The organism is Candidatus Binatia bacterium (assembly GCA_035631035.1).
Classification (GTDB): Bacteria; Eisenbacteria; RBG-16-71-46; order SZUA-252; family SZUA-252; genus DASQJL01.
Map to the genome: position 1 here is coordinate 124,631 of DASQJL010000113.1, position 19,926 is coordinate 144,556.

Below are 19,926 nucleotides of genomic sequence, written 5' to 3' on the forward strand. Positions count from 1 at the left end.
CGCGAAGCGGCCCGGCCGGGACGGCGCGCCTCAGCCGCCGGCCGCCTCGAGCAGGAGCCGCAGCAGATCGGGGTGCGTCGCGGCCGAGGCGTCGGGAACGATGCGGCCGCGATAGACGGGATTCCAGGGGTTCGGGATCGCGGTGAAGTGGTAGGCGCCCAGGCCCAGCGCCTGGGCGCCTCCGACGTCGTGGCGCAGCGAATCGCCGACCATGGCGATCTCCCCCGGCGCGAACGGCAAAGCGCGCAGCACGGCGCGAAAGGCCTCGGGACGCGGCTTCCGCACCCCGATGTCGGACGACACGATCAGCGGCCGGAAGACGCGGCCCCAGTCGAACCGTGCCACCGCCCTCCGGATGTAATCGCCATCGGTCGCATTCGACAGGAGCGCGAGCGCGATTCCCCGCTCCTCCAGGGCGCGCAGCGTCGCCGCGGCGCCGGGGATCTCCTGGAGCAGCTCCTCCTCCGCACTGAAGAAATGCGCGATCGCGAGCAGGACCTCAGAGCCTTCCGGCTCGGGCAGGCCGATGTCGCGGAACGTCTCCACGAGCGACACCGAGGCCGGAATCTCCTCTCCCGACTCGTCCGCGGCCGTCCGGTTGGCCTCGCGGATCGCGAGAAAGCGGTCCAGGAAGCGCAGCCCCCGCTCCCGCGCGAGGAGACCCCGCGACTCGAGATGCCGGGTCATACGCTCCGCGCCGGGGACGGCGACGACGTCGGCGTAGTCGGTCCGCTGGGAGTGAAGGGCCGGATCGACGCTCACCAGGGTGTTGCCGTAATCGAAGATGACCGCTCGAAGGGGAATGGCTCGGCTCGAATTCGGGGTAGAATCGCGCATCGGAACCGCTCGGGCCGGGCAGTCTAACTCCGGCGCAGGGATCGGACCAAGGGGGATCGGCGCATGGCGGAATCGGTCGGCGTCGTCGGCGCGGGAGCCCTGGGATCGCTGCTCGCCTTGAAGCTCGCGCGCGCCGGACACACGGTCATCGCCTTGGCGCGCTCCGAGGCACGCCGCTCGGCGCTGGCCGCCGACGCGCCGCACGGCCTCACGGTCGAGCGGGACCCCGGAGCGCTGCGTCCCGCTTCCCTCCTCTTTCTCTGCGTGAAGGCTCGTGACACCGAAGCGGCCGCCGGCGGCTTGTCGACCCTCGCGCCGCGCTTCCCGGGCGTTTGCTCGCTCCAGAACGGCTGGGATCACATGGCCGTCCTCGAGCGGGCGCTTCCGGGCGCGCCGCTGATCGCCGGAGCGACGTCGCTGGGCGCCTATTTCGACGAGGCGGGCTTCCTCCAGGCGTCGCTCGAAGGCCAGACGCTGCTCGCGCCCTGGGGCGGCACGGAGGCGCGGTGGGCCGAATACGCGGCCAGCGTCCTGGAAAGCTCGGGGCTCCGCGCCGAGCCGCGCGAGGACGCGCGGCAGATCCTCTGGCGAAAGCTCGCGCTCAACGCGGCCGTGAACCCCCTGACCGCGCTGCTCGACCGGGAAAACGGGGCGCTGCTCCAGAGTCCGGCGCTCGGACGGCTGGCCCGCGCCGCCGCGCGCGAGGCCGCCGCCGTCGGCGCGCGGCGGGGCTACCTCCCCGAGGGCTACGATCCCGCCCCGCGCCTGGAGCGCCTCCTGGGGGAAACCCGCGGCAACCGATCCTCGATGGCCGAGGACTTGGCGCGCGGGCGGCCGACGGAGGCCGACGCGATCCTGGGGCCCATCCTTCGCGCCGCGCGCGAGGAGGGCATGGAGACCCCGGTGATCGCGGCGCTGGCCGAGCTGCTCCGGGTCGCCGAAGCGGAGCGCGCGGAGACGCCCCGAGCGTAGAAGCGCGCACCGCCCCGCGCCTCCCCGGACACGAAGACGGGCGGAGCGCCGAAGCGCCCCGCCCGTTCGTACTCCCTGCTACGTGCTGCCCTACTTGAGAACGGTCACCCGGACCATCTCCTTCGAGCCGAGCGCTTCCAGCCGGAAGAAGAACACGCCCGAAGAGACGTGTCCGCCACGGTCGTCCGTGCCGTCCCACGGCACGACGTTCTCGCCGGCGGGACGATTGCCGTCCAGCAGGGTCTTCACCAGGCGGCCGCGAGCGTCGAAGACGCTGACGCGCACATGGCTCGCCGTCGGAAGCGAGAAGGTCAGGTCGGTCTTGGGGTTGAGCGGATTCGGCTTCGCCTTGGACTTGAACCGCCCGTTGACCTTGTCGGCGCCCTTTCCGGCGACGCGGAAGGTCCCCATCGTGGCCGTGAACGTTCCGCCGCCCGTGAGATTGCCGGTGATGGTGATCGCGGAGAGGTTGTCCGGAATGTTTCCGCCCAGAAGCGTAGCGACGTCCGACGCCAGGAAGCAGACGTGCAGCTGCGTCGTGCAGTTCGTGGTGTCGGATTCCCCGGACGTCCCACAATCCTCGCAAACCTCCTCATCGCAGCTCGACTCGAGGTGCGTCTGCGGGCCCAGCGCCGGCAGCGTCGCACCGTTGTAGTTCAGAACGAGGCTCGAGAGATCCGTGGTTCCCAGATCGAACGAGTTGCCCGTCGCCGTGACATGGAAGCAGAGGAAGCGACGGTGCGGATTGAAGTTGCCCACCAGCTTCAGGGTCGCGGTGAACGTCCCGCCGGTCACGTCGTTGACCGTGATCACCGTCGTCGCCGTCCCGGTGCCGCCGTGTCCGTCATCGCCGGTGAAGGTCACCGTGTACGTTCCCGACTGCGTCGAGTTCGGGGTCCAGGAGAAGGTCCCCGTGTTGTTCCCGTTGTCCGTGAAGGTCGCTCCCGAGGGAACGTTGGACGCGGTCAGCGTCACGTGGTCCCCGTCGGCATCGGTCGCCGTCACGGTGAAGGTGAGGAGCTGTCCCTCGTTGACCGTCTGGGTCGCCGGAGCCGTCACGACCGGAGCCTGATTCGCGCCCTGCGCGCTGATCGTGATGTGCGTCGTGGCGCTACCCGAGAGGGCGTTCGACGCCGTGAAGGTCACGTCGTACGTGCCGGCCTGTCCGCTCGACGGCGTCCAGTTGAACGTCCCGGACGTATTCGAAGCGTTGGCCGTGAACGTCGCGCCCGAAGGCAGCGGGGAAGCCGTCAGTGACGTGATCGCGTCGCCGTCGGGATCCGAAGCCGTCACTGTGAACGTCAGCAGCGTCCCTTCCGTCCCACTCTCGTTCGCCGGTGCCGTGACGACCGGAGCCTGGTCGGCGGCCTGTGCGCTGATGGTGAGGTGCGTCGTGGCGCTCCCCGAAAGGGCGTTCGACGCCGTGAAGGTCACATCATAGGTTCCAGCCTGCCCGCTCGCCGGCGTCCAGGAGAAGGTCCCCGAGGTGTTCGAGGCATTGGCCGTGAACGTCGCGCCCGAAGGCAGGGGCGCCGCCGTCAGCGACGTGATCGCGTCGCCGTCCGGATCGTTCGCCGTCACCGTGAACGTCAGCAGCGTCCCTTCGGTGCCGCTCTCGTTCGCCGGGGCCGTCACCACCGGTGCCTGGTCCACGCCCGGCGCCGTGATCGTGACGTGGGTCGTCGCGGTGCCCGAAAGCGCGTTCGTCGCCGTGAACGTCACGTCGTACGTGCCCGCCTGGCCCGTGCTCGGCGTCCAGTTGAACGTCCCCGACGTGTTCAGCGCGTTCGCCGTGAACGTCGCCCCCGCCGGAAGCGGCGACGCCGTCAACGACGTGATCAGCTGCCCGTCCGGATCCGACGCCGTCACCGTGAACGTCAGCAGCGTCCCTTCCGTCCCGCTCTCGTTCGCGGGCGCCGTCACCACCGGAGCCTGGTCCACCGTCGGCGCCGTGATCGTCAGGTGCGTCGTGGCACTTCCCGTCAGCGCGTTCGACGCCGTGAACGTCACGTCATACGTCCCCGCCTGGCCCGTCGCCGGCGTCCAGCTGAACGTCCCCGACGTGTTCGCCGCGTTCGCCGTGAACGTCGCACCCGTCGGCAGCGGCGACGCCGTCAACGACGTGATCGCCTGCCCGTCCGGGTCGGCCGCCGACACGGTAAACGTCACCAGCGTCCCTTCCGTTCCGCTCATCGTCGCCGGAGCCGTCACGATCGGGGCCTGGTCCGAGCCTCCCGCCGTCACCGTGATCGTGAACGACGTCGAGTCGGTGAACGATCCCGACGTCGCCCGCACCGTGCCCGTGTAGCTCCCCGCCGATCCCGTCGTCGGGCTCAGGGTGATCGTCGTCGACACGGTTCCCGTCCCCGACGTCGGTGCGTTCAGCACCGCGAACGTAGGCAGCGTCGTGTCCAGCGTGATCAAGTCGCCGTCGACATCCGTCGCCACCACGTTCACCGTCGCCGAGCTCCCCTCCGCCACCGTCACGTTCCCGATCGGAGCCAGCACCGGAGGCTGATCCGTGTTCTCGATGGTGATCGCCGTCGACGCCGTACCCGTCAGCGCGTTCGACGCCGTCCACGTCACCGTGTACGTCCCCGCCTGATCGAACGTCGGCGTCCAGTTGAACGTCCCCTCCGTGTTCGTCGCGTTCGCCGTGAACGTCGCCCCCGTCGGCAGCGGGGACCCCGTCAGGCTCGTGATCGCGTCCCCGTCCGGGTCCGCCGCCGTCACCGTGAACGTCACCAGCGTCCCTTCACTTCCGATCACCGACGTCGGTGCCGTCACCGTCGGCGGAACGTCCGCACCCGATCCCGCGATCGTGAAGACCGTCGTCGCCGAGCCGAACAGCGAGTTCGACGCCGTGAAGATCACGTTCGTCGACCCTTCCTGCCCCGCCACCGGCGTCCACGTCAGCGTTCCCGCCGTGTTCCCCGTGTTGGTCGTGAACTCGGCACCCACCGGAAGCGGCGCCGCCGTCAGGTTCGCGATGATGTCCCCGTCCGGGTCGTTCGCCGTCACCGTCACCGTGATCGGAGTTCCCACCGCCCCGGAGACGTTCGCCGGGGCCGTCACCACCGGCGCCTGGTCGAGATTCGTCACCGTCAGCACTGTCGTGGCCGTCACGGGCGGATTCGTTCCGTCGCTCACGCTCCACGTGATCGTGTGATCCCCCTGGTCGTCCAGACCCAGCGTCCCGCTCAACGTCGCCGTGGCCGTGTGCGTTGCCGGAGTCGTCGTGAGCGTCAGGGACGAGGGATACCCCGTCGCCGTGATCGTCAGCACATCCGCTCCGTCCGTGTCGGTCGCCGTCGCCGTGATCGTGAACGGCTGCCCCTCCGTACCGCTCGCCGTGGTGGCCACGCTCAGGATCGGCAGCGCGTTCCCGCCTGCCGCCGGCCCCGCGCCGTTCACGTCGAACCAGTCCGTCCCCAGCTTGTAGGTGTTGTCGAAATCGTTCCCGCCGCAATTCGTACCGAACGACGTCGGATTGTTGTCCAGCGTGTTCGTCGGCACGAACTGCAGCGACGGCGTCCCGCTGACGCCCGTCACCGTCATCGTGTACAGCTTCTGCGTCGTCCCACCGTTGTCCACAGGCGTACCCGTCGCCTGGCACTGCGCCGCATCCGTCGCCGTGCTCGTGAAGGCAAGACCGCCATTGGAGCAGTTGATCGTGAAGGCCGCCTGCTGGTTCGTGTAATTCGAGAAGGTCACCGTTCCGCCGGGAACGCTGATATGCGTCGCGAACGAATTCCAGATCGCGAGATTCCCGTCCTGCGAATCGCACGTCGCCACCGAACCGTCACGGTTGTGCGTCGTGTTCAAGTAGACATCCACCGACGTCGGCGTCCCGTTCGGATTCAAAACGTCCGCCGTCGACCACACCCCGTCCCCATTCGTGTCCATGTACATGTACTGCGCCAGCGCAGGCGTCGCCCCGAAACAGGCGAGCACCGCCAAAGCGGCGAGTCCGTAGAGCCACTTCGCCAACTTCATGAAAGCCTCCTTGGGAAAATTGAGTGTCCCTCGTGTCACTCCAACCCGGGATGCCAGGACGACTCACGACAACGAAATCGTGGAGGCGGCGCGACGCCGGACATGGCGGCCGCAATCCGCCGAGCGGATCCGCGGGGGGAACGTCTCTGGACCCGAGTGGGGCCGGAAGGGGGTAGCCGACGTTCGTACAGTGCCGAGGACCCGGCTGCCCGGGCTGGAGCCCGGACTCGCAAAAGTGTAACAAACGGAATTGGCGGGTCCAGAAAAAGGTGCCCGAGGACACGATTTAGGACCGCTTTACATCACGCGGCGGTTTTTCGGGAAGAATTGATAGCACGCAAGTCCCGGGCCGTTCACGCGGCCGAATGGGGACGTGCGCGCGCAAGCGTGCAGGGCACGGGGCGAGCGCTTACGCCGTGGCGCGGGCTCCCACGCGGCGGCGCATCTCCTCACGAACCGCGGCGCCCTGCTCCGATGTGCCGATTCCGCTGTCGGTTCCCGTAGAGCGCAGCCGCCCGTCGGCGAAGAGGGCGCGGACCGAATCGTAAAGAAGGGCGGCGGCTTCGATCTCGCCGACGTGCTCGAGCAGCATCTGCCCCGCGAGAATGGCGCCGATCGGCGACGCGACGTTCCGCCCGGCGTGCTTGGGAGCCGAGCCGTGGATCGGCTCGAACATGGAGGTCTTCCCGGGGTGGATGTTTCCCGAGGCGGCCATGCCCATCCCGCCCTGGATCGCCGCGCCGAGGTCGGTGAAGATGTCGCCGAACAGGTTCGACGTGACCACGGTGTCGAAGCTCTCCGGATTCTTCACCAGCCACATGCAGGCCGCGTCGATGTAGGCGTGCTCGCGCCGGATCGCGGGATAGTCGCCCCCGACCTCCTCGAACGTGCGCGTCCAGAGATCCATCGCTCCGATCGCGTTCGCCTTGTCGATCATCGTGAGCGTGTTCGTCTTCTTCCGCCGCGCGCACAGATCGAACGCGTAGCGGATCACGCGCTCCACGCCCTTCCTCGTGAACATCATCTCCTGCACCGCGACCTCGTCGCGCGTCCCCTTCTTGAGGAAGCCGCCGATGCCGGCGTAGGCGTCCTCGGTGTTCTCGCGCACGACGATCAGGTCCACCTGCTCGGGACCCTTCCCCTTGAGCGGACAGAGATCGGGGTGGAAGAGACGGATCGGTCTCAGGTTGACGTAGAGGTCCAGCCCGAAGCGGATTCCGGAGATGATCGCGCGCTCGAGCATCCCGGTCGGAAGGCGGGGGTCGCCGATCGCGCCCAATAGAATGGCATCCTGCCCGCGCATCTCCTCCAGAGCGCTCGGCGGGAAGGCCTCCTTCGTGCGCAGGTAGTGCTCGGCGCCGAAGGGATAGGGCGTCCACGTGAAGGAGAATCCGCCCATCTCCCCCGCCAGCTTCAGCGTCTCGACCGCTTCGCGGGTGACTTCGGGTCCGATGCCGTCTCCGGGAAGCACGGCGATGCGATGCTGGCGCTCAGCCATGGGCGGTCGCTCCGAGTCCGGACTGCTTGAAGGCGGCCACGATCCGCTCGAGCTCGGCGTCCTCGAACACGGCGTCGCGCTGCTTCGCGAGCCGGAAGACGTGCTCGACCAGCGGCCGCTCGGGCGCGTGCCCGTGCTCCGTCAGCCAGTAGACGACGTTCGATTCGCCGCACATCGGGCCCACGTTGATCTCCTGCTTCAGGCCGAGCATGCCCGCGGGAACGCTGGAGTAGACGCGGTCGGCGAGCCACGCGTCCCCCTTCTTCTGGGCCTTGATGACGGCGGCGGCGTGCACGCCCGTCCCCGTGCGGAACGCATCGCGCCCCAGGGCCGGATAGTTGTACGGGATCGGGACGCGGCAGGAGCGCGACACCAGCGCGGCGTACTCCGGCAGCACCGTGAGATCGCACTGCAGCCACCCGAGCAGCTTCAGGTTGACCAGGATCAGATCGAGCGGCGCGTTCCCGACACGCTCCCCCACGCCGAGGATCGTGCCGTGCACCCGGTCGGCCCCGGCGAGGAGTGCGGCCAGCGCGTTCGCCACGCCCAGGTCGCGGTCGCGGTGGCCGTGCCAGTCCACGCCGACCGTCTCGCCCGTCGCATCCACCACCTCGCGGATGAAGCGGATCACCCGCGCGGCGCCCTCGGGCGTGGCGTGTCCCACCGTGTCGGAGACGCAGACGCGCCGCGCGCCGCACTGGACCGCGGTCGTATAGAGCTTCCGGAGGATCTCCGGACGGGCGCGCGTGGTGTCCTCGGTCACGTACATGACCGGGACCCCGTTCTTCACCGAGTAGGTCACGGCTTCCTCGGTCGTGCGGAGCAGCCGGTCCAGGTCCCAATCCTCGGCGTACTGGCGGATGGGGCTCGATCCGATGAAGGTGGCCGCCTCGATGCGCAGTCCCGTCTTCTGCGTGATGTCGATGATCGGGTCGATGTCGTTCTTGTGGGTGCGCGCGGCGCAGTAGGGCTCGATGGCGAGCTTCGCGCTCACGATCTCGCGCGCGAGCGCGAGGGCGGCCTCGTGGGCCCGCGGTCCCGCGCCCGGGAGCCCGATATCGTTTCCGTGGACGCCCATCGCGGCCTGGTAATGGAGCGCCTTGAGCTTGTCCTCGATCGGGGGATCGGCCACCGAGGGGGACTGGAGGCCGTCGCGGAGGGTCTCGTCCACGACCTGCACGCGGCGCGGAGGACGCGGCGGGGACTCCTCTCCCACGTTCCAGTCATAGATCAGATCCCGCTCGTCGGGATGCGCTGCCTCGACGGGTGATGCGGGGCGATGGCTCGAAAGCACAGGAGTTGCCGAAGCCGCGGGCTTCGGCTTCACGGAAGCGCCTCGACCACGATCGCGATCCCCTGGCCGCCGCCGATGCAGGCGCTCGCCACGCCCCAGCGCTTCTTCCGCCGGCGCAGCTCGTACAGGAGCGTCAGGATGAGCCGGGTGCCGCTGGCCGCGAGCGGATGTCCGAGGGCGATGGCGCCGCCGTTCACGTTGGTCTTCTCCCGCGGATTGCCCAGCTCCTTCTCGACCGCCAGGTACTGGCCTGCGAACGCCTCGTTGATCTCGAAGAGATCCACGTCGTCCTGGTCGAGCCCGGCCACCTTGAGCGCGGCGCGCACGGCCGGCACGGGACCGATCCCCATCGTGTCGGGATCCACGCCGACGCTGGCCCACGACACCACGCGGCCGATCGGGGCGAGATTCCGTTTCTCCGCCGAGCGCGCGGTGGTCACCACCACCGCCGCGGCGCCGTCCACGATGCCGCTCGCGTTGCCCGCCGTGACGAACGAGTCCTTGCCGAAGGCGGGCGGGAGCTTCGACAGCCCCTCGAGCGTCGCCGCCTCGAAGCAGTGATCGTCCTTCTCCACCGGCTTCGCGTCGCGGCCCGGCGGCGTCACCGGGACGATCTCCTCGGAGAGGAGGCAGGAGGTGATGGCGCGCTTGCCCTCGGTGATCGAGCGGAAGGCGAACTCGTCCTGCTGCTCGCGCGTGATGCCGAAGCGCTTCGCGAGGTTGTCGGAGGTCTGGGCCATGAAGAGCCCGCAGTAGGAGTCCTTGAGCGCGACCATCAGCGTGTCTTCGAGCGCGCCCTGGCCCAGGCGCAGCCCGCTCCGGGCGCCGCGAACCGCGAAGGGCGCCTGGCTCAGGTTCTCCATCCCGCCGGCGAGCACGAACGAGGCCTCGCCCAGCTGCAGCATCTGCGCGCCCGTCACGACCGACTGGATCCCCGAGCCGCAGAGCCGGTTGACGGTGAGCGCGGGGACCGGCACCGGAATGCCGGCCTTGAGCGCCACGTGGCGCGCCCCGTAGAGGGCGTCGCCGCTGGTCTGCAGCGCGTTTCCGATCACGACGTGGTCGATCGCGTCGGCCGGAACCTTGGAGCGCTCGAGCGCGGCTTTCGCCGCGACGGCGCCGAGGTCGATGGCGGAAACGTCCTTGAGCGCGCCACCCGGCTTCCCGCTGCCGGCGCGCCCGCCGACCCACTCGGCCATGGGGGTCCGCGCCCCGTTCACGATGACGATCTCTTCCCTAGCCATGCCGCCGCCTTCCCTTACTTGGAGTAGTCGTAAAACCCGCGGCCCGATTTGCGGCCGAGGTGCCCGGCCAGCACCATCCGCTTGAGCAGCGGCGGCGCGGCGAACCGGGGCTCGCGGAACTCTTCGAACATGATGTTAGCGATGTAATAGGTCGTATCCAACCCCACGAAGTCGAGAAGGGTCAGCGGCCCCATCGGATACCCGCACCCCAGCTTCATCCCGTTGTCGATGTCCTCTTTGGATGCGATCCCCGATTCGTAGACGCGCACGGCGTCCAGCAGGTAGGGCACCAGAAGGCGGTTCACCACGAAACCCGGAGTGTCCTGGCAGAGGACCGGCGTCTTGCCGATCTGGGCCACATATTCCTGCGCACGGCCGTAGGCGGCGTCCGAGGTGGTGAGGGCGCGGATGATCTCGACCAGCTTCATGAGCGGGACCGGATTGAAGAAGTGGAGCCCCAGCACCCGGTCGGGGCGGCGCGTGCGCGCGGCGATCTCGGTGATCGAGAGCGACGAGGTGTTGCTCGAGAGCACGGCGTCCGGAGCGACGGCGGCGTCGAGGGCCGCGAACACCTGGCGCTTGACCTCGAGGTTCTCGACCGCGGCCTCGACCACCAGCTCGCAGGGAGCGAGCTGGTCCAGCTTGGTCGTCCCCTTGATGTTGCCCAGGATCTTGTCCCGGTCCTCGGCCGTGACCTTTCCCTTGGTCACGCCGTCCTCCAGGAATTTGCGGATCCGTCCCAGGCCCTTGTCCAGCACGCCCTGGTCCACCTCGCACACCCACGTCGTCAGCCCGGCGCCCGCGCTCACCTGGGCGATCCCCGAGCCCATGAGCCCGCACCCCACGACGCCGATCGTCTTGAACGCCATCCCTTCCCTCCTCCTCAGATTCCGTTCCGGTCCAATTCGAGCGCCAGTCCCAGGCCGCCGCTCACGCAGAGCGTCGCCAGCCCGAGCCGCGCGTTCCGTCGTTCCATCTCGTGGAGCAGCGTCGTCACGATCCGCGCCCCCGTGCAGCCGATCGGATGCCCCAGCGCGATCGCCCCGCCGTTCACATTGAGCCGCGCGCGATCGAAATGGAGATCCCGGTCGCACGCGAGCACCTGGGCGGCGAACGCCTCGTTCAGCTCGATCAGGTCGTACAGGTCCAGGGTCCGTCCCGTCGTGGACAGGACCTGGCGCACCGCCGGCACCGGGCCGATCCCCATGATCGAGGGATCCACACCCACCGTGGCGCTCGCCCCGAGCCATGCCTGCGGCTTGAGCCCCCGCTCCCGCACCACCGACTCGCTGGCGACCAGGACCGAGGCCGAGCCGTCGGTGATCCCCGAGGCGTTCCCCGCCGAGACCGTGCCCCCCTCGCGGAAAACCGGAGGGAGCTTGGCCAGGTCGGCGGCCGTCGTCCCGGGGCGCGGATGTTCGTCGGCGGCGATCACCGTGTCGCCCTTTCGCCCCTTCACCGCGACCGGCACGATCTCGCGCTCGAAGCGCTTCTCCTCGATCGCCACGCCGGCGCGCCGCTGGCTCTCCGCGGCGTAGGCGTCCTGCTCGGCCCGCGGAATCGAGTAGAGGTCGGCGAGCTTCTCGGCCGTCTCCCCCATCACCATGCCGCAGATCGGGTCCAGGAAGCCGTCCCGGTACATGCCGTCCACCACCTGGGCATTCCCCATCCGGTAGCCAAGGCGCGCGCGGTCGAGAAGGTAGGGAACGCGCGTCATGTTCTCCGTCCCTCCCGCCACCACGATGCGCGCCTTGCCCAGGCGGATCTGATCGGCCGCGAGCAGGATCGCCTGGAGCCCCGAGCCGCACGCCTGGTTCACGGTGAAGGCTGGGCGCTCGACGGGAATCCCCGCGCCGACGAGCACCTGGCGCGCCACGTTGGGTCCGCCCCCGGCCTGCCGCGCGCAGCCGTAGATCAGCGCGTCCACGTCGGAGGGCGCCACGGAGGTCGCCACGCCCGACCGCTCCAGGAGGCCCTTCGTCGCGGCGATGCCGAGCTGGGCCGCGGTGACCTCGGCGAAGCTCCCGAGGAATTTCCCGATCGGCGTCCGGACCGACGCCACGATGGCGACGCGCTCGCCGGCTGCGGGACTCATGAGCGAGGGGTCCAGGAGAAGCGCGCGGTCACGCCGGATCGCTCCACGAGAAAGCGCGCACGCGGGACCGGTCCACCAAAGAGCGCGCGGTCACGCGCCGCCGAACTCGGCCTTCCGCTTCTCGAGGAAGGCGGTCAGCCCTTCGCGCATGTCGGTCGTCGCGGAGAGGAGGCCGAAGTAGGTGGACTCCTGGGCCAGCCCCTGCTCCAGCGTGGAGTCGAGCCCCCCGATCGCCGCATCCATGGCGCAGCGCACCGCGAGCGGCCCCTTGGTCAGGATCTCGTTCGCCACCTTCTCGCAGTGCGGCATCAGCTCCGCCTGCGGGAAGACCGCGTTCACCAGGCCGATCCGGTACGCCTCGGCGGCGTCGATCATGCGGCCGGTGGTGATCAGCTCGAGCGCGCGCCCCAGCCCCACGATCCGCGGGAGCCGCTGCGTGCCGCCGTAGCCGGGAATGATGCCCAGGCCGACCTCGGGAAGACCCATCTTCGCGTTCTCCGATGCGAAGCGGAAGTGACAGGCGAGCGCCAGCTCCAGACCGCCCCCCAGGGCGAAGCCGTTGACGGCGGCGATGACCGGCTTGCCGAGCGATTCGATCTCGTCGAAGGCCTCCTGCCCCAGGCGCGAGGAGGCCTCGCCGCCGAGCGGCGTCATCTGCGCGAGCTCGTTGATGTCGGCTCCGGCGACGAACGCCTTCTCGCCGGAACCGGTCAGGATCACGACGCCGACGGTGCGGTCGTCGCACAGCGAGCTGAACGCGTGATGGATCTCCCGGACCGTGCGCTCGTTCAGCGCGTTCAGCACCTTGGGACGGTTGATCGTGACGCGCGCGATCTTGTTCTGCACTTCGACGGTCAGATTTTCGTAGGTCATGGGTTCCGGTCGGAGTTCGAGGGTTCGGGAGAACGTCCGGGCGGGCGCCCGGGCGCATCCCGACGCCCAGGCCGATGCCCGGGCATCGGGAGCCGCCGGGAAGCAAATCACCCCGGCTCCCACGTGTCAATGGCACCCGAGTCGCCCTGCTTCCCGCAGGTGCCCTCCTCGTGGTTCAATCATGGCCCCCTGGATCGTGACCCCACCCGATCCGTTCGTGCGACCTCCCCGAGACAGGAGTTCCCATGCACGAGTATGCGTTGAACCATCTCAGCGACAGCGCCCTCCTTCGCGATCTGGCGCACCTGGTGCGACAAGACCGCGCGCTCACGGCCCGCATTGTCGCGCATCTCGGCGAGGTGGATGCGCGGCGCCTGTACGCGCCGGCCGGCCATCCCTCGATGTTCGCGTATTGTGTGGAGGAGCTGCGCTTCTCGGAAGACGCGGCCTACAAGCGGATTCGGGTCGCGCGCGCCGCGCGCCAGTTCCCGGAGCTGTTCGCGGCGCTGGCGGATGGCCGGCTTCATCTCGCCGCGGCGTCGCTGCTGGCGCCGCATCTCACTCGGGAGAACGCGGGGAGGCTGATCGAGGCAGCGACCCATCGGAGCAAGGCCGAGGTCGAAAGCTGGCTTGCGCAGCGGTTCGCGGCCCCAATCCCCAGCGGGGCGCCTTCTGCCGTGATTCGGCCGATCGCCGGACTCGCCCCGGGGCGAGTTGCGGGCGTCCTCGGCGACCTGCTCGCCGGAACCCTGAGCGCCGCTACGAATGTGCTCTCGATGGGGCTCGATCGTTCTGCGGGGCAGACGGGGCTCGATGGTCTGGGGCAGCCAGCGAGGCTCGATGGTCCGGCGCAGACGGCGAGGCTCGATGGTTCGGTTCAGACGGCGAGGCTCGATGGTCCGGGGCAGACGGCGGGGTTCGATGTCGGTCCGGGGCACCCGGTGGGGCTCGGCGCTTCGGCATCGCCCATCGGCTCAAGCACCGCGCCCATTCAACCTCCCCTGGGGGCGAACACCGCCTTCCACGAAGGCCAACTCGCCCCGGGGCGAGTCGAGCCGGCCGCGTTGCCGGTCGAAGAGCGCTATTCGGTGCATCTCACCATCCCGAAGTCGACGCATGACAAACTCCGGCACGCCCAGGCCCTCTTGAGCCATGCGATCCCGTCCGGAGACGTCGTGCAGGTGCTCGACCGAGCGCTCGATGCGCTGATTTCGCGGCTCGAAACGCGAAAGATCGGATCCCAGGCGGGACGTCCTCGGTCCTCCCGGCCACGGGACGGTGCATCGGTTCCAAGGAGCCACGCTGCCTCGAATCGGAGAGCCCGTCCTGGAAGGATTCGCTACATACCTGCTCGTGTACGCCGCGCCGTCTGGGAGCGCGATCGCGGCCAGTGCACCTTCGTCACGCCGTCGGGCCACCGCTGCTCCGCACGCCGCTTCCTGGAATTCGATCACGTCCAACCCCTGGCGCGAGGCGGAAAGGCGACCGTCGAGGGATTGCGGCTGCGCTGCCGGGCGCACAATCAGCACGCGGCCGAGCAATCGTTTGGAACGGAGTTCATGAAGCACAAGCGGGAGCTGGCCCGCGCCGAGCGGGCGGTCCGTCGCGAATGGAAGTCAGGCGCCAAGGACCAGCCGGACCACGTGCGTGAGCCGTCGGGAGTGTGGCGGATCACGCAGCGGTCCGGGGTCGGGCAAACCCCCGACGGGCGCCGGATCACGCAGCGGTCCGGGGTCGGCCCGGGGGTCGGCGGATCATGGCAACTCGCCCCGGGGCGAGTTCCCGCGCCGACTACCGAGCGTACGCGAAGCCGACCGTGATCCTTCGTCCCGGCGCGGGGTAGCCCTTCACTTCCTGGTAGCGGCGGTCCAACGCGTTCGTCAGGCGCACGCGCGCCTCGGCCGGGATCCAGCGCGCGAGAGACGCGGTAGCGCCCAGATCGAGCGCGGCGTAGCCGGGCGTGTCGCCCGAGAGCAGATGACCCTGGGGATCCACGAAGTCGAACGGATCGCGCATCGAGTCGGTCCAGCGCACGGACGCCGACGCGGTGGCCCAGGTGGCCGGCGCGGCCTCGATCCAGCCTCCGGCCCGCCACGCCGGACGCTTGGCGAGCCGTCGGTCGCTGCCGGCGCCCTCATTCAGATTCTTCGCGATCAGGCGGGCCGCCCATCCACCGACGGCGATGCGCCGAGAGGGCGCTACCCGCAGCGACGCCTCGCCCCCCTCGATCCGAGCCCGGCCGATGTTGTCCGCCGTGAAGAAGGAATTCGACTGGATGAGATCGCGAAACCGGGTCGTATGCCAGGTTGCGCGGGCCTCGAGACGGCCGCCGACCCAGTTCCCATCGGCGCCCGCCTCCCACGTCCGCGAGCGCTCGGGGCGGAGCGTCTCGGACCCGTAGAGCGGGTAGTAGAGATCGCTCAGGGTCGGGGCGGTGAACGCGCGGCCGTAGCCGCCGCGCAGCTTGAGCCCCACTTCTCGGATCGGCACCGCGATGGCCACCCGGGGCACGCCGATCGCCCCGTATCGCGAGTGATCGTCCAGCCGGACACCGGCATCGGCCAGCAAGCGCCGCCACTCGGCGTGCGCCTGCGCATACAGCGAGCGCGTGACCGCGATGTGATCGACGTGCGTCACCGAGCCGAATCCGCCATACCGCGAATCGTCGTCCCGGGTCACGCTCTCTTCGCGGTATTCGGCGCCCGCGAGGAGCGAGCGCGACGCCGTTCCGATCCGCGCCCGCACGCCCGCGATCTCGCGCGCGTTGTCGAGCCGGGTGTCGACGTAGTCGCCACCCGTGGTATCGGGCCGGTTCTCGTAATCGATCCGGCCCCCGAACCCCGAGACCTCCCCCTCGAGCGAAACCAGTCGTCCGAGTTCGCGGGCCGCCGACACGCGTCCCGTGATCACGCGGTCCCGCTCCTCCGTATTCGGGTCCAGCACCTCGTGCGTGAGGAAGTCGGACAGGTCGAAGCGGTAGTCGTAGGGAACCTGTTTCACCCCGCGCGTGGCCAGCCCGCTGAACGCCAGGCGCCAGGGACCGACGGGCGCCGCCGCGTGCACCCGGGTCGCGAGTCCGTCGTACTCGTCGCGTGGGCCGTCGCCGTCCGACGTGACCCGGCTCGCATACGCGCCCGCGGTCCACCGCTCGGGAGCGGCCCTCCACTCCGCCGATTGGCGCAGGGTGGCGCGATCGCCCACCTCGGCGCCGGCACGCAGCCGTGTCGGACCCGGATCCCACGGGCTCAGGAACTGGATCACGCCGCCCACCGCGCCGGTCCCGTAGAGCGAGGAGGCCGGGCCCCCCATGACCTCGATCTGTCCCCATCCGGCGCCGGGCAGGTCGGCGAAGTCAAACGTTCCGGCCCACGGGCCGTTGAGCGGGATGCCGTCGAAGAGCACGAGCGTATGACGCGGGTCGGCGCCGCGGAGCCGCACGTCGGTCAGCTTCCCCGTCGAGCCGGAGCGCTGGACGTCGACGGCGGGCACGGCACGCAGCGGGTCGGCGGCGAACAGCGCCTGGTCGCGATCGAGGCGCTCGCGTGCCACCACCGTGACGTCGCTGGGCGTGCGGTCCAGCCGGACCGGCGCGCGCTCGGCGGTGACCACGATCGGCGGAAGGAGATAGCGAGGCATCTCGGACGAGGGGGTCGCCGCGGCGGTGACCGCGCCCGCGGGCGTGCTCGTGGGGCCGACCGCGTCGGAGGGAGCGCCGGTGGGGCCGCCCGCGCCGCTCACAGCGCCCGGGGCCCCTGCCGACGACGAATCCGCCGGGGGCGAGGAACCCTGCGCGCGCGCGGAAGCGACCGAGAACAGTATGAACATGGACAACACTAGAATTGACGACACGGCGAAGAAAACGGAGACGCGGAGACGAAGCGGTCCCATGGTCCTCCCTCTCGAAGGATGGGGATGGAATGGAGCAGGGGCCGGTCTCCTGACTCGCGGATCATCCTCGAGCGGCGCCTTCCCGGGGTTTCCCAGTGGCGTCGTGCCGCTCTCGTCACCGCTCACAGTGGCGGGGCCGTGTCGGATTCGCACCGACTTCCCGGGCTCCCACGGGGGGAGCCCATCCCGTGCTCGCCGCGCCCGCGTGGGCGCGACCCGCTCAACCTAGCAGAACCGGGCCGGGGCCGCTACGGGCGCCCCGGTCGGTTCAGAACTTCACCAGGGCGCGACCGACCGGCGCCCCGGACGGCTCTAAAACTTCACCTGGGGCACGACCTTCGCGGCAGCGGGCGCCTCGAAGAGCGGCATCGCGGCGAAGTTGAACGCTCCCGCCACGAGGTTCGCCGGGAAGCGCCGGATCCGGACGTTGTAGTCCCGCACGACCTCGTTGTAGCGCATCCGCTCGGTCGCGATCCGGTTCTCCGTTCCCGCCAGCTCGTCCTGGAGCCGCATGAAGTTCTCGCTCGACTTGAGGACGGGGTAGTTCTCCACGACCACGAGCAGCCGCGCCAGCGCGCTCTCGAGCTGATTGTTCGCCGCGATCGTCTCCGCCGGATTCCGGGCCCCCGCCATGCGCGCGCGGGCGTCGGCGATGGCGGTAAAGATGGTCGTCTCCTGCTTGGCGTAGCCCTTCACCGTCTCGACGTAGTTCGGGATCAGGTCGTTCCGGCGCTGGAGCTGGTTCTCTACCTGCGCCCAGGCCGTCTTCGCCTGCTCCTGCATGCCGACTAGGTCGTTGTACGTCGCGCGCACGTACATCGCGACGAAGATCGCGCCGACGATGATGATGCCGAGCGCGATCCCGATCACGCCCAGCGAGCTCATGCGATTGGCCATCGAGTTCCTCCTCCTTGTGCCCGTGCCCAGGGTCCTGCGTTTGGTCCTTCGCTTCGATTCATGACGACGATCCGTCCAACCGCTCGGCCTCGGCGAGGAGCCGCTCCACCAGGAGCCTCGCCGATTCCAGGAGCCGCGACGCTTCCACGCGCGGCCGGTCGGCGTCGCGCGTCAGCAGGGCCTGGAGCGCGTCCCGGTCCACGCCGAAACGCTCGGCGCATCGCTCCGCCAGATCGGCGCGCCGCGCGGGAAGCGGCTCGCCGATCAGGTGGAGCAGCCCCGACGCCGACGCGCCGATGGCGCGCGAAGCCTGCGAGGCCCAGTGCCGCGCACCGCCCGGCGTGCCCGCGAGCGCGACCCAGCTCGCCGCCAGCCCCAGCTCCTGCGCGCGTAGGAGCCGCTCCACGGCCGAACGCAGGCAGGCGCGATCGACCGTGAGCCCCGCGTAGAGATCGGGGCCGTGCAGGGTCTGGTGCCACTGGCGCAGCAGCAGGTACTCGAGCGGAAACGTGTCCTGCGAGTCCTCCAGCGATTTCCTGGCGAGCAGGAGCGGGCGCGCGACGCGGTGGCGCACCCAGCTTCGGTGCGCCGGGCGCAGCGCCTCCAGCTCCGCCGCGCCGAGGGTGGTGAACACGAAGACGACGTTCACGTCGGAGTGCGCGACATCGAACTCCCCGCGCGCGGCGCTTCCGTAGAGGGCCGCCGAGAGAAGCCGCTCGCCCGTCGCCGCGCGCGCGGCTTCCACCGCGGCTCTCGCCGCTTCCATCGGATCGAACCGCCTGGGCCACATGCGCCGACTCGCCTCCCCGCTCAGAACCGGCCGCTCGCGCCGCCGCCGCCGCTCATGCCGCCGCCGAAGCCGCCGAAGCCACCGAAGCCTCCGCGGCTTCCCCCCACGCCGCCCATCCCGCCCATCCCCCCGAAGCCTCCGCCCCAGGGACCATACCAGCCGCCTCCCCGACCCGACCAGTCGCTCCACCCCCGCCGTCCGCGGGTCGCCCGGTTGAACGCGGAGCTCACGATCACGAAGAAGAGCAGGATCAGGAGCATGCCCAGGAAGGAGGGGGGTCCGCCATTTCCCTCGAGCGGCGGCGGCGTGACGCCGGCCGACCCGGTCAAGGTGACCCCCTTCTCCTGCGCCACCGCCGCGGCCACCGCCTGCGCGCCGCGGAGCAGCCCGGTGCCGAACTGATTCGCGTGGAGGTATGGGCCCATCACGAGCCGGATGATGCCGCCGCAGCGCCCGTCGGGAAGGACCCCTTCGAGCCCATAGCCGGGCTCGATCCGGATGCGCCGCTCGGAGACCGCGAGCAGGATCAGGACCCCGTCGTTCTCCCCCTTCCGGCCGACGCCCCATTTCGCGAAGAGGTCGGTGGCGGCGGGCTCGATCTCCTCACCGCCGAGGTCGGGGAAGGTAGCGACCGCGATCTCGGACCCCGTCTTCTCGCGAAGCTCGACCGCGAGGGATTCGATCGAATCGGCCGAGGCGGGATCGACGACGTGCGCGAAGTCGCTCAGGTGTCCGAGTGGGGGAGGCCAGTCGCGGGCATATCCTCGCGGCGGAGCCGCGAGAAGAACGGCGCCGCCCAGGAGTACGAGGGCCGCAGTACGGACCGCGGGGGCCAGGAGTGCGAGGGCTGCGTTACGGACCGCGGGGGCCAGGAATACAAGTGCCGCCCTACGGACCAGGCCCTTCCTACGGGCCGCCCTACGAACCGCGCCCCTCCGACGGCCCCCGCCCCGTGCGGCCTTCGGCCGCACGTTATCGATAATTCGTAAACTGCAAATCGAGTCCGAAGTCATGTCCCTTGACGGCCTGGATCACCGCCTGGAGGTCGTCGCGCTTTTTTCCGGTCACGCGCACCTGGTCTTCCTGGATCTGGGCCTGCACGCGGACGCCGGTGCCCTTGATGAACTTCACGATCTCCTTCGCCTTCTCGGACGCGATCCCTTTCCGGATCGTGACGACCTGGCGGACCGTGCCCTTGGCCGCGGGCTCGATCTTCCCGTACTCGAGCGCCTTGAGCGAGACCCCGCGCTTCACGAGCTTCCCCTGCAGGATGTCGATCACCGACTTCAGCTTGGACTCATCGTCGGAGGTGAGCGTGAGGGTCTCCTTATCCATGGCGATGTCGCTCGCGCTCCCCTTGAAGTCGAATCGCTGATGGATCTCCTTCAGGGCCTGCTGGACGGCGTTCGAGGCCTCCATGAGATCGACGTCCGAGACGATGTCGAACGAGTTGTCTGCCGCCATCCGGTTCCTCCCATGCGTCCCGGCCGGCGCCGGGCAAACGGAAGGGGAAGCAGGCCGCCGAAGCGTCCGCTTCCCCTC

Annotated in this window: 15 protein-coding genes and 1 riboswitch; of the genes, 2 read left to right on the plus strand and 13 right to left on the minus strand. The window is 69.7% G+C overall.

The annotated features are described in order from the left end of the window. Positions 1-30: 30 nt before the first annotated feature. Positions 31-837 carry an HAD family hydrolase gene (locus tag VE326_12850; protein ID HYJ34092.1) on the minus strand — a complete coding sequence of 269 codons (807 nt, stop codon included), beginning with the start codon at positions 835-837 and terminating at the stop codon, positions 31-33. A 63-nt stretch (positions 838-900) separates the two neighbouring features. Here VE326_12850 and VE326_12855 point away from each other — a divergent pair, with 63 nt between their 5' ends. Further along, the gene (locus VE326_12855; protein ID HYJ34093.1) at positions 901-1,809 is read left to right on the plus strand and encodes a 2-dehydropantoate 2-reductase; all 909 of its coding nucleotides are present in this window, start codon (positions 901-903) and stop codon (positions 1,807-1,809) included. Between the two features lie 90 nt (positions 1,810-1,899). Here the strand turns inward: VE326_12855 and VE326_12860 are convergent, their stop codons facing one another. The 7 genes from VE326_12860 to VE326_12890 form a co-directional block, all read right to left on the minus strand. Then, the gene (locus VE326_12860) at positions 1,900-5,805 is read right to left on the minus strand and encodes a putative Ig domain-containing protein (protein ID HYJ34094.1); all 3,906 of its coding nucleotides are present in this window, start codon (positions 5,803-5,805) and stop codon (positions 1,900-1,902) included. 409 nt (positions 5,806-6,214) lie between these two features. Continuing rightward, the gene (locus VE326_12865) at positions 6,215-7,303 is read right to left on the minus strand and encodes a 3-isopropylmalate dehydrogenase (GenBank protein HYJ34095.1); all 1,089 of its coding nucleotides are present in this window, start codon (positions 7,301-7,303) and stop codon (positions 6,215-6,217) included. Further along, complete coding sequence (locus VE326_12870) at positions 7,296-8,630, minus strand: 2-isopropylmalate synthase (protein ID HYJ34096.1); 1,335 nt, start codon at positions 8,628-8,630, stop codon at positions 7,296-7,298. Before VE326_12870 ends, VE326_12865 begins: the two co-directional genes overlap by 8 nt. Then, complete coding sequence (locus tag VE326_12875; GenBank protein HYJ34097.1) at positions 8,627-9,841, minus strand: acetyl-CoA C-acyltransferase; 1,215 nt, start codon at positions 9,839-9,841, stop codon at positions 8,627-8,629. Before VE326_12875 ends, VE326_12870 begins: the two co-directional genes overlap by 4 nt. Positions 9,842-9,855: 14 nt before the next feature. Then, positions 9,856-10,710, minus strand: coding sequence for a 3-hydroxybutyryl-CoA dehydrogenase (locus tag VE326_12880; GenBank protein HYJ34098.1), 855 nt, complete (start codon positions 10,708-10,710; stop codon positions 9,856-9,858). 14 nt (positions 10,711-10,724) lie between these two features. After that, positions 10,725-11,936 (minus strand): thiolase family protein, encoded by a 1,212-nt coding sequence (locus tag VE326_12885; GenBank protein ID HYJ34099.1) that lies wholly within the window; start codon positions 11,934-11,936, stop codon positions 10,725-10,727. Between the two features lie 90 nt (positions 11,937-12,026). Beyond that, positions 12,027-12,809 (minus strand): enoyl-CoA hydratase-related protein, encoded by a 783-nt coding sequence (locus tag VE326_12890; GenBank protein HYJ34100.1) that lies wholly within the window; start codon positions 12,807-12,809, stop codon positions 12,027-12,029. A 245-nt stretch (positions 12,810-13,054) separates the two neighbouring features. Between VE326_12890 and VE326_12895 the strand changes: the two genes are divergently transcribed. Beyond that, the gene (locus VE326_12895; GenBank protein ID HYJ34101.1) at positions 13,055-14,629 is read left to right on the plus strand and encodes a hypothetical protein; all 1,575 of its coding nucleotides are present in this window, start codon (positions 13,055-13,057) and stop codon (positions 14,627-14,629) included. On the opposite strand, the gene VE326_12900 is transcribed toward VE326_12895, so the two are convergent. The 5 genes from VE326_12900 to VE326_12920 form a co-directional block, all read right to left on the minus strand. Then, complete coding sequence (locus tag VE326_12900; GenBank protein ID HYJ34102.1) at positions 14,601-16,634, minus strand: TonB-dependent receptor; 2,034 nt, start codon at positions 16,632-16,634, stop codon at positions 14,601-14,603. The genes VE326_12895 and VE326_12900 overlap by 29 nt on opposite strands. 84 nt (positions 16,635-16,718) lie before the next feature. Then, a riboswitch (cobalamin riboswitch) is annotated at positions 16,719-16,897 on the minus strand. Positions 16,898-17,009: 112 nt separating this feature from the next. Beyond that, positions 17,010-17,594, minus strand: a complete 585-nt coding sequence (locus VE326_12905; GenBank protein ID HYJ34103.1) for a LemA family protein — start codon at positions 17,592-17,594, stop codon at positions 17,010-17,012. A gap of 58 nt (positions 17,595-17,652) precedes the next feature. Continuing rightward, the gene (locus VE326_12910; GenBank protein ID HYJ34104.1) at positions 17,653-18,384 is read right to left on the minus strand and encodes a hypothetical protein; all 732 of its coding nucleotides are present in this window, start codon (positions 18,382-18,384) and stop codon (positions 17,653-17,655) included. A 20-nt stretch (positions 18,385-18,404) separates the two neighbouring features. Then, positions 18,405-19,355 carry a TPM domain-containing protein gene (locus tag VE326_12915; protein ID HYJ34105.1) on the minus strand — a complete coding sequence of 317 codons (951 nt, stop codon included), beginning with the start codon at positions 19,353-19,355 and terminating at the stop codon, positions 18,405-18,407. Position 19,356: 1 nt separating this feature from the next. After that, positions 19,357-19,848, minus strand: a complete 492-nt coding sequence (locus tag VE326_12920; GenBank protein ID HYJ34106.1) for a YajQ family cyclic di-GMP-binding protein — start codon at positions 19,846-19,848, stop codon at positions 19,357-19,359. Between the last annotated feature and the right edge of the window lie 78 nt (positions 19,849-19,926).

What these genes read in the sequence shown, in the direction of transcription:
- VE326_12910 (HYJ34104.1), bottom strand. Translation starts at nt 18,384, where the DNA reads ATGTGGCCCAGGCGGTTCGATCCGATGGAAGCGGCGAGAGCCGCGGTG.
- VE326_12905 (HYJ34103.1), bottom strand. Translation starts at nt 17,594, where the DNA reads ATGGCCAATCGCATGAGCTCGCTGGGCGTGATCGGGATCGCGCTCGGC.
- VE326_12875 (HYJ34097.1), bottom strand. Translation starts at nt 9,841, where the DNA reads ATGGCTAGGGAAGAGATCGTCATCGTGAACGGGGCGCGGACCCCCATG.
- VE326_12880 (HYJ34098.1), bottom strand. Translation starts at nt 10,710, where the DNA reads ATGGCGTTCAAGACGATCGGCGTCGTGGGGTGCGGGCTCATGGGCTCG.
- VE326_12890 (HYJ34100.1), bottom strand. Translation starts at nt 12,809, where the DNA reads ATGACCTACGAAAATCTGACCGTCGAAGTGCAGAACAAGATCGCGCGC.
- VE326_12850 (HYJ34092.1), bottom strand. Translation starts at nt 837, where the DNA reads ATGCGCGATTCTACCCCGAATTCGAGCCGAGCCATTCCCCTTCGAGCG.
- VE326_12920 (HYJ34106.1), bottom strand. Translation starts at nt 19,848, where the DNA reads ATGGCGGCAGACAACTCGTTCGACATCGTCTCGGACGTCGATCTCATG.
- VE326_12885 (HYJ34099.1), bottom strand. Translation starts at nt 11,936, where the DNA reads ATGAGTCCCGCAGCCGGCGAGCGCGTCGCCATCGTGGCGTCGGTCCGG.
- VE326_12855 (HYJ34093.1), top strand. Translation starts at nt 901, where the DNA reads ATGGCGGAATCGGTCGGCGTCGTCGGCGCGGGAGCCCTGGGATCGCTG.
- VE326_12895 (HYJ34101.1), top strand. Translation starts at nt 13,055, where the DNA reads ATGCACGAGTATGCGTTGAACCATCTCAGCGACAGCGCCCTCCTTCGC.
- VE326_12865 (HYJ34095.1), bottom strand. Translation starts at nt 7,303, where the DNA reads ATGGCTGAGCGCCAGCATCGCATCGCCGTGCTTCCCGGAGACGGCATC.
- VE326_12900 (HYJ34102.1), bottom strand. Translation starts at nt 16,634, where the DNA reads ATGTTCATACTGTTCTCGGTCGCTTCCGCGCGCGCGCAGGGTTCCTCG.
- VE326_12860 (HYJ34094.1), bottom strand. Translation starts at nt 5,805, where the DNA reads ATGAAGTTGGCGAAGTGGCTCTACGGACTCGCCGCTTTGGCGGTGCTC.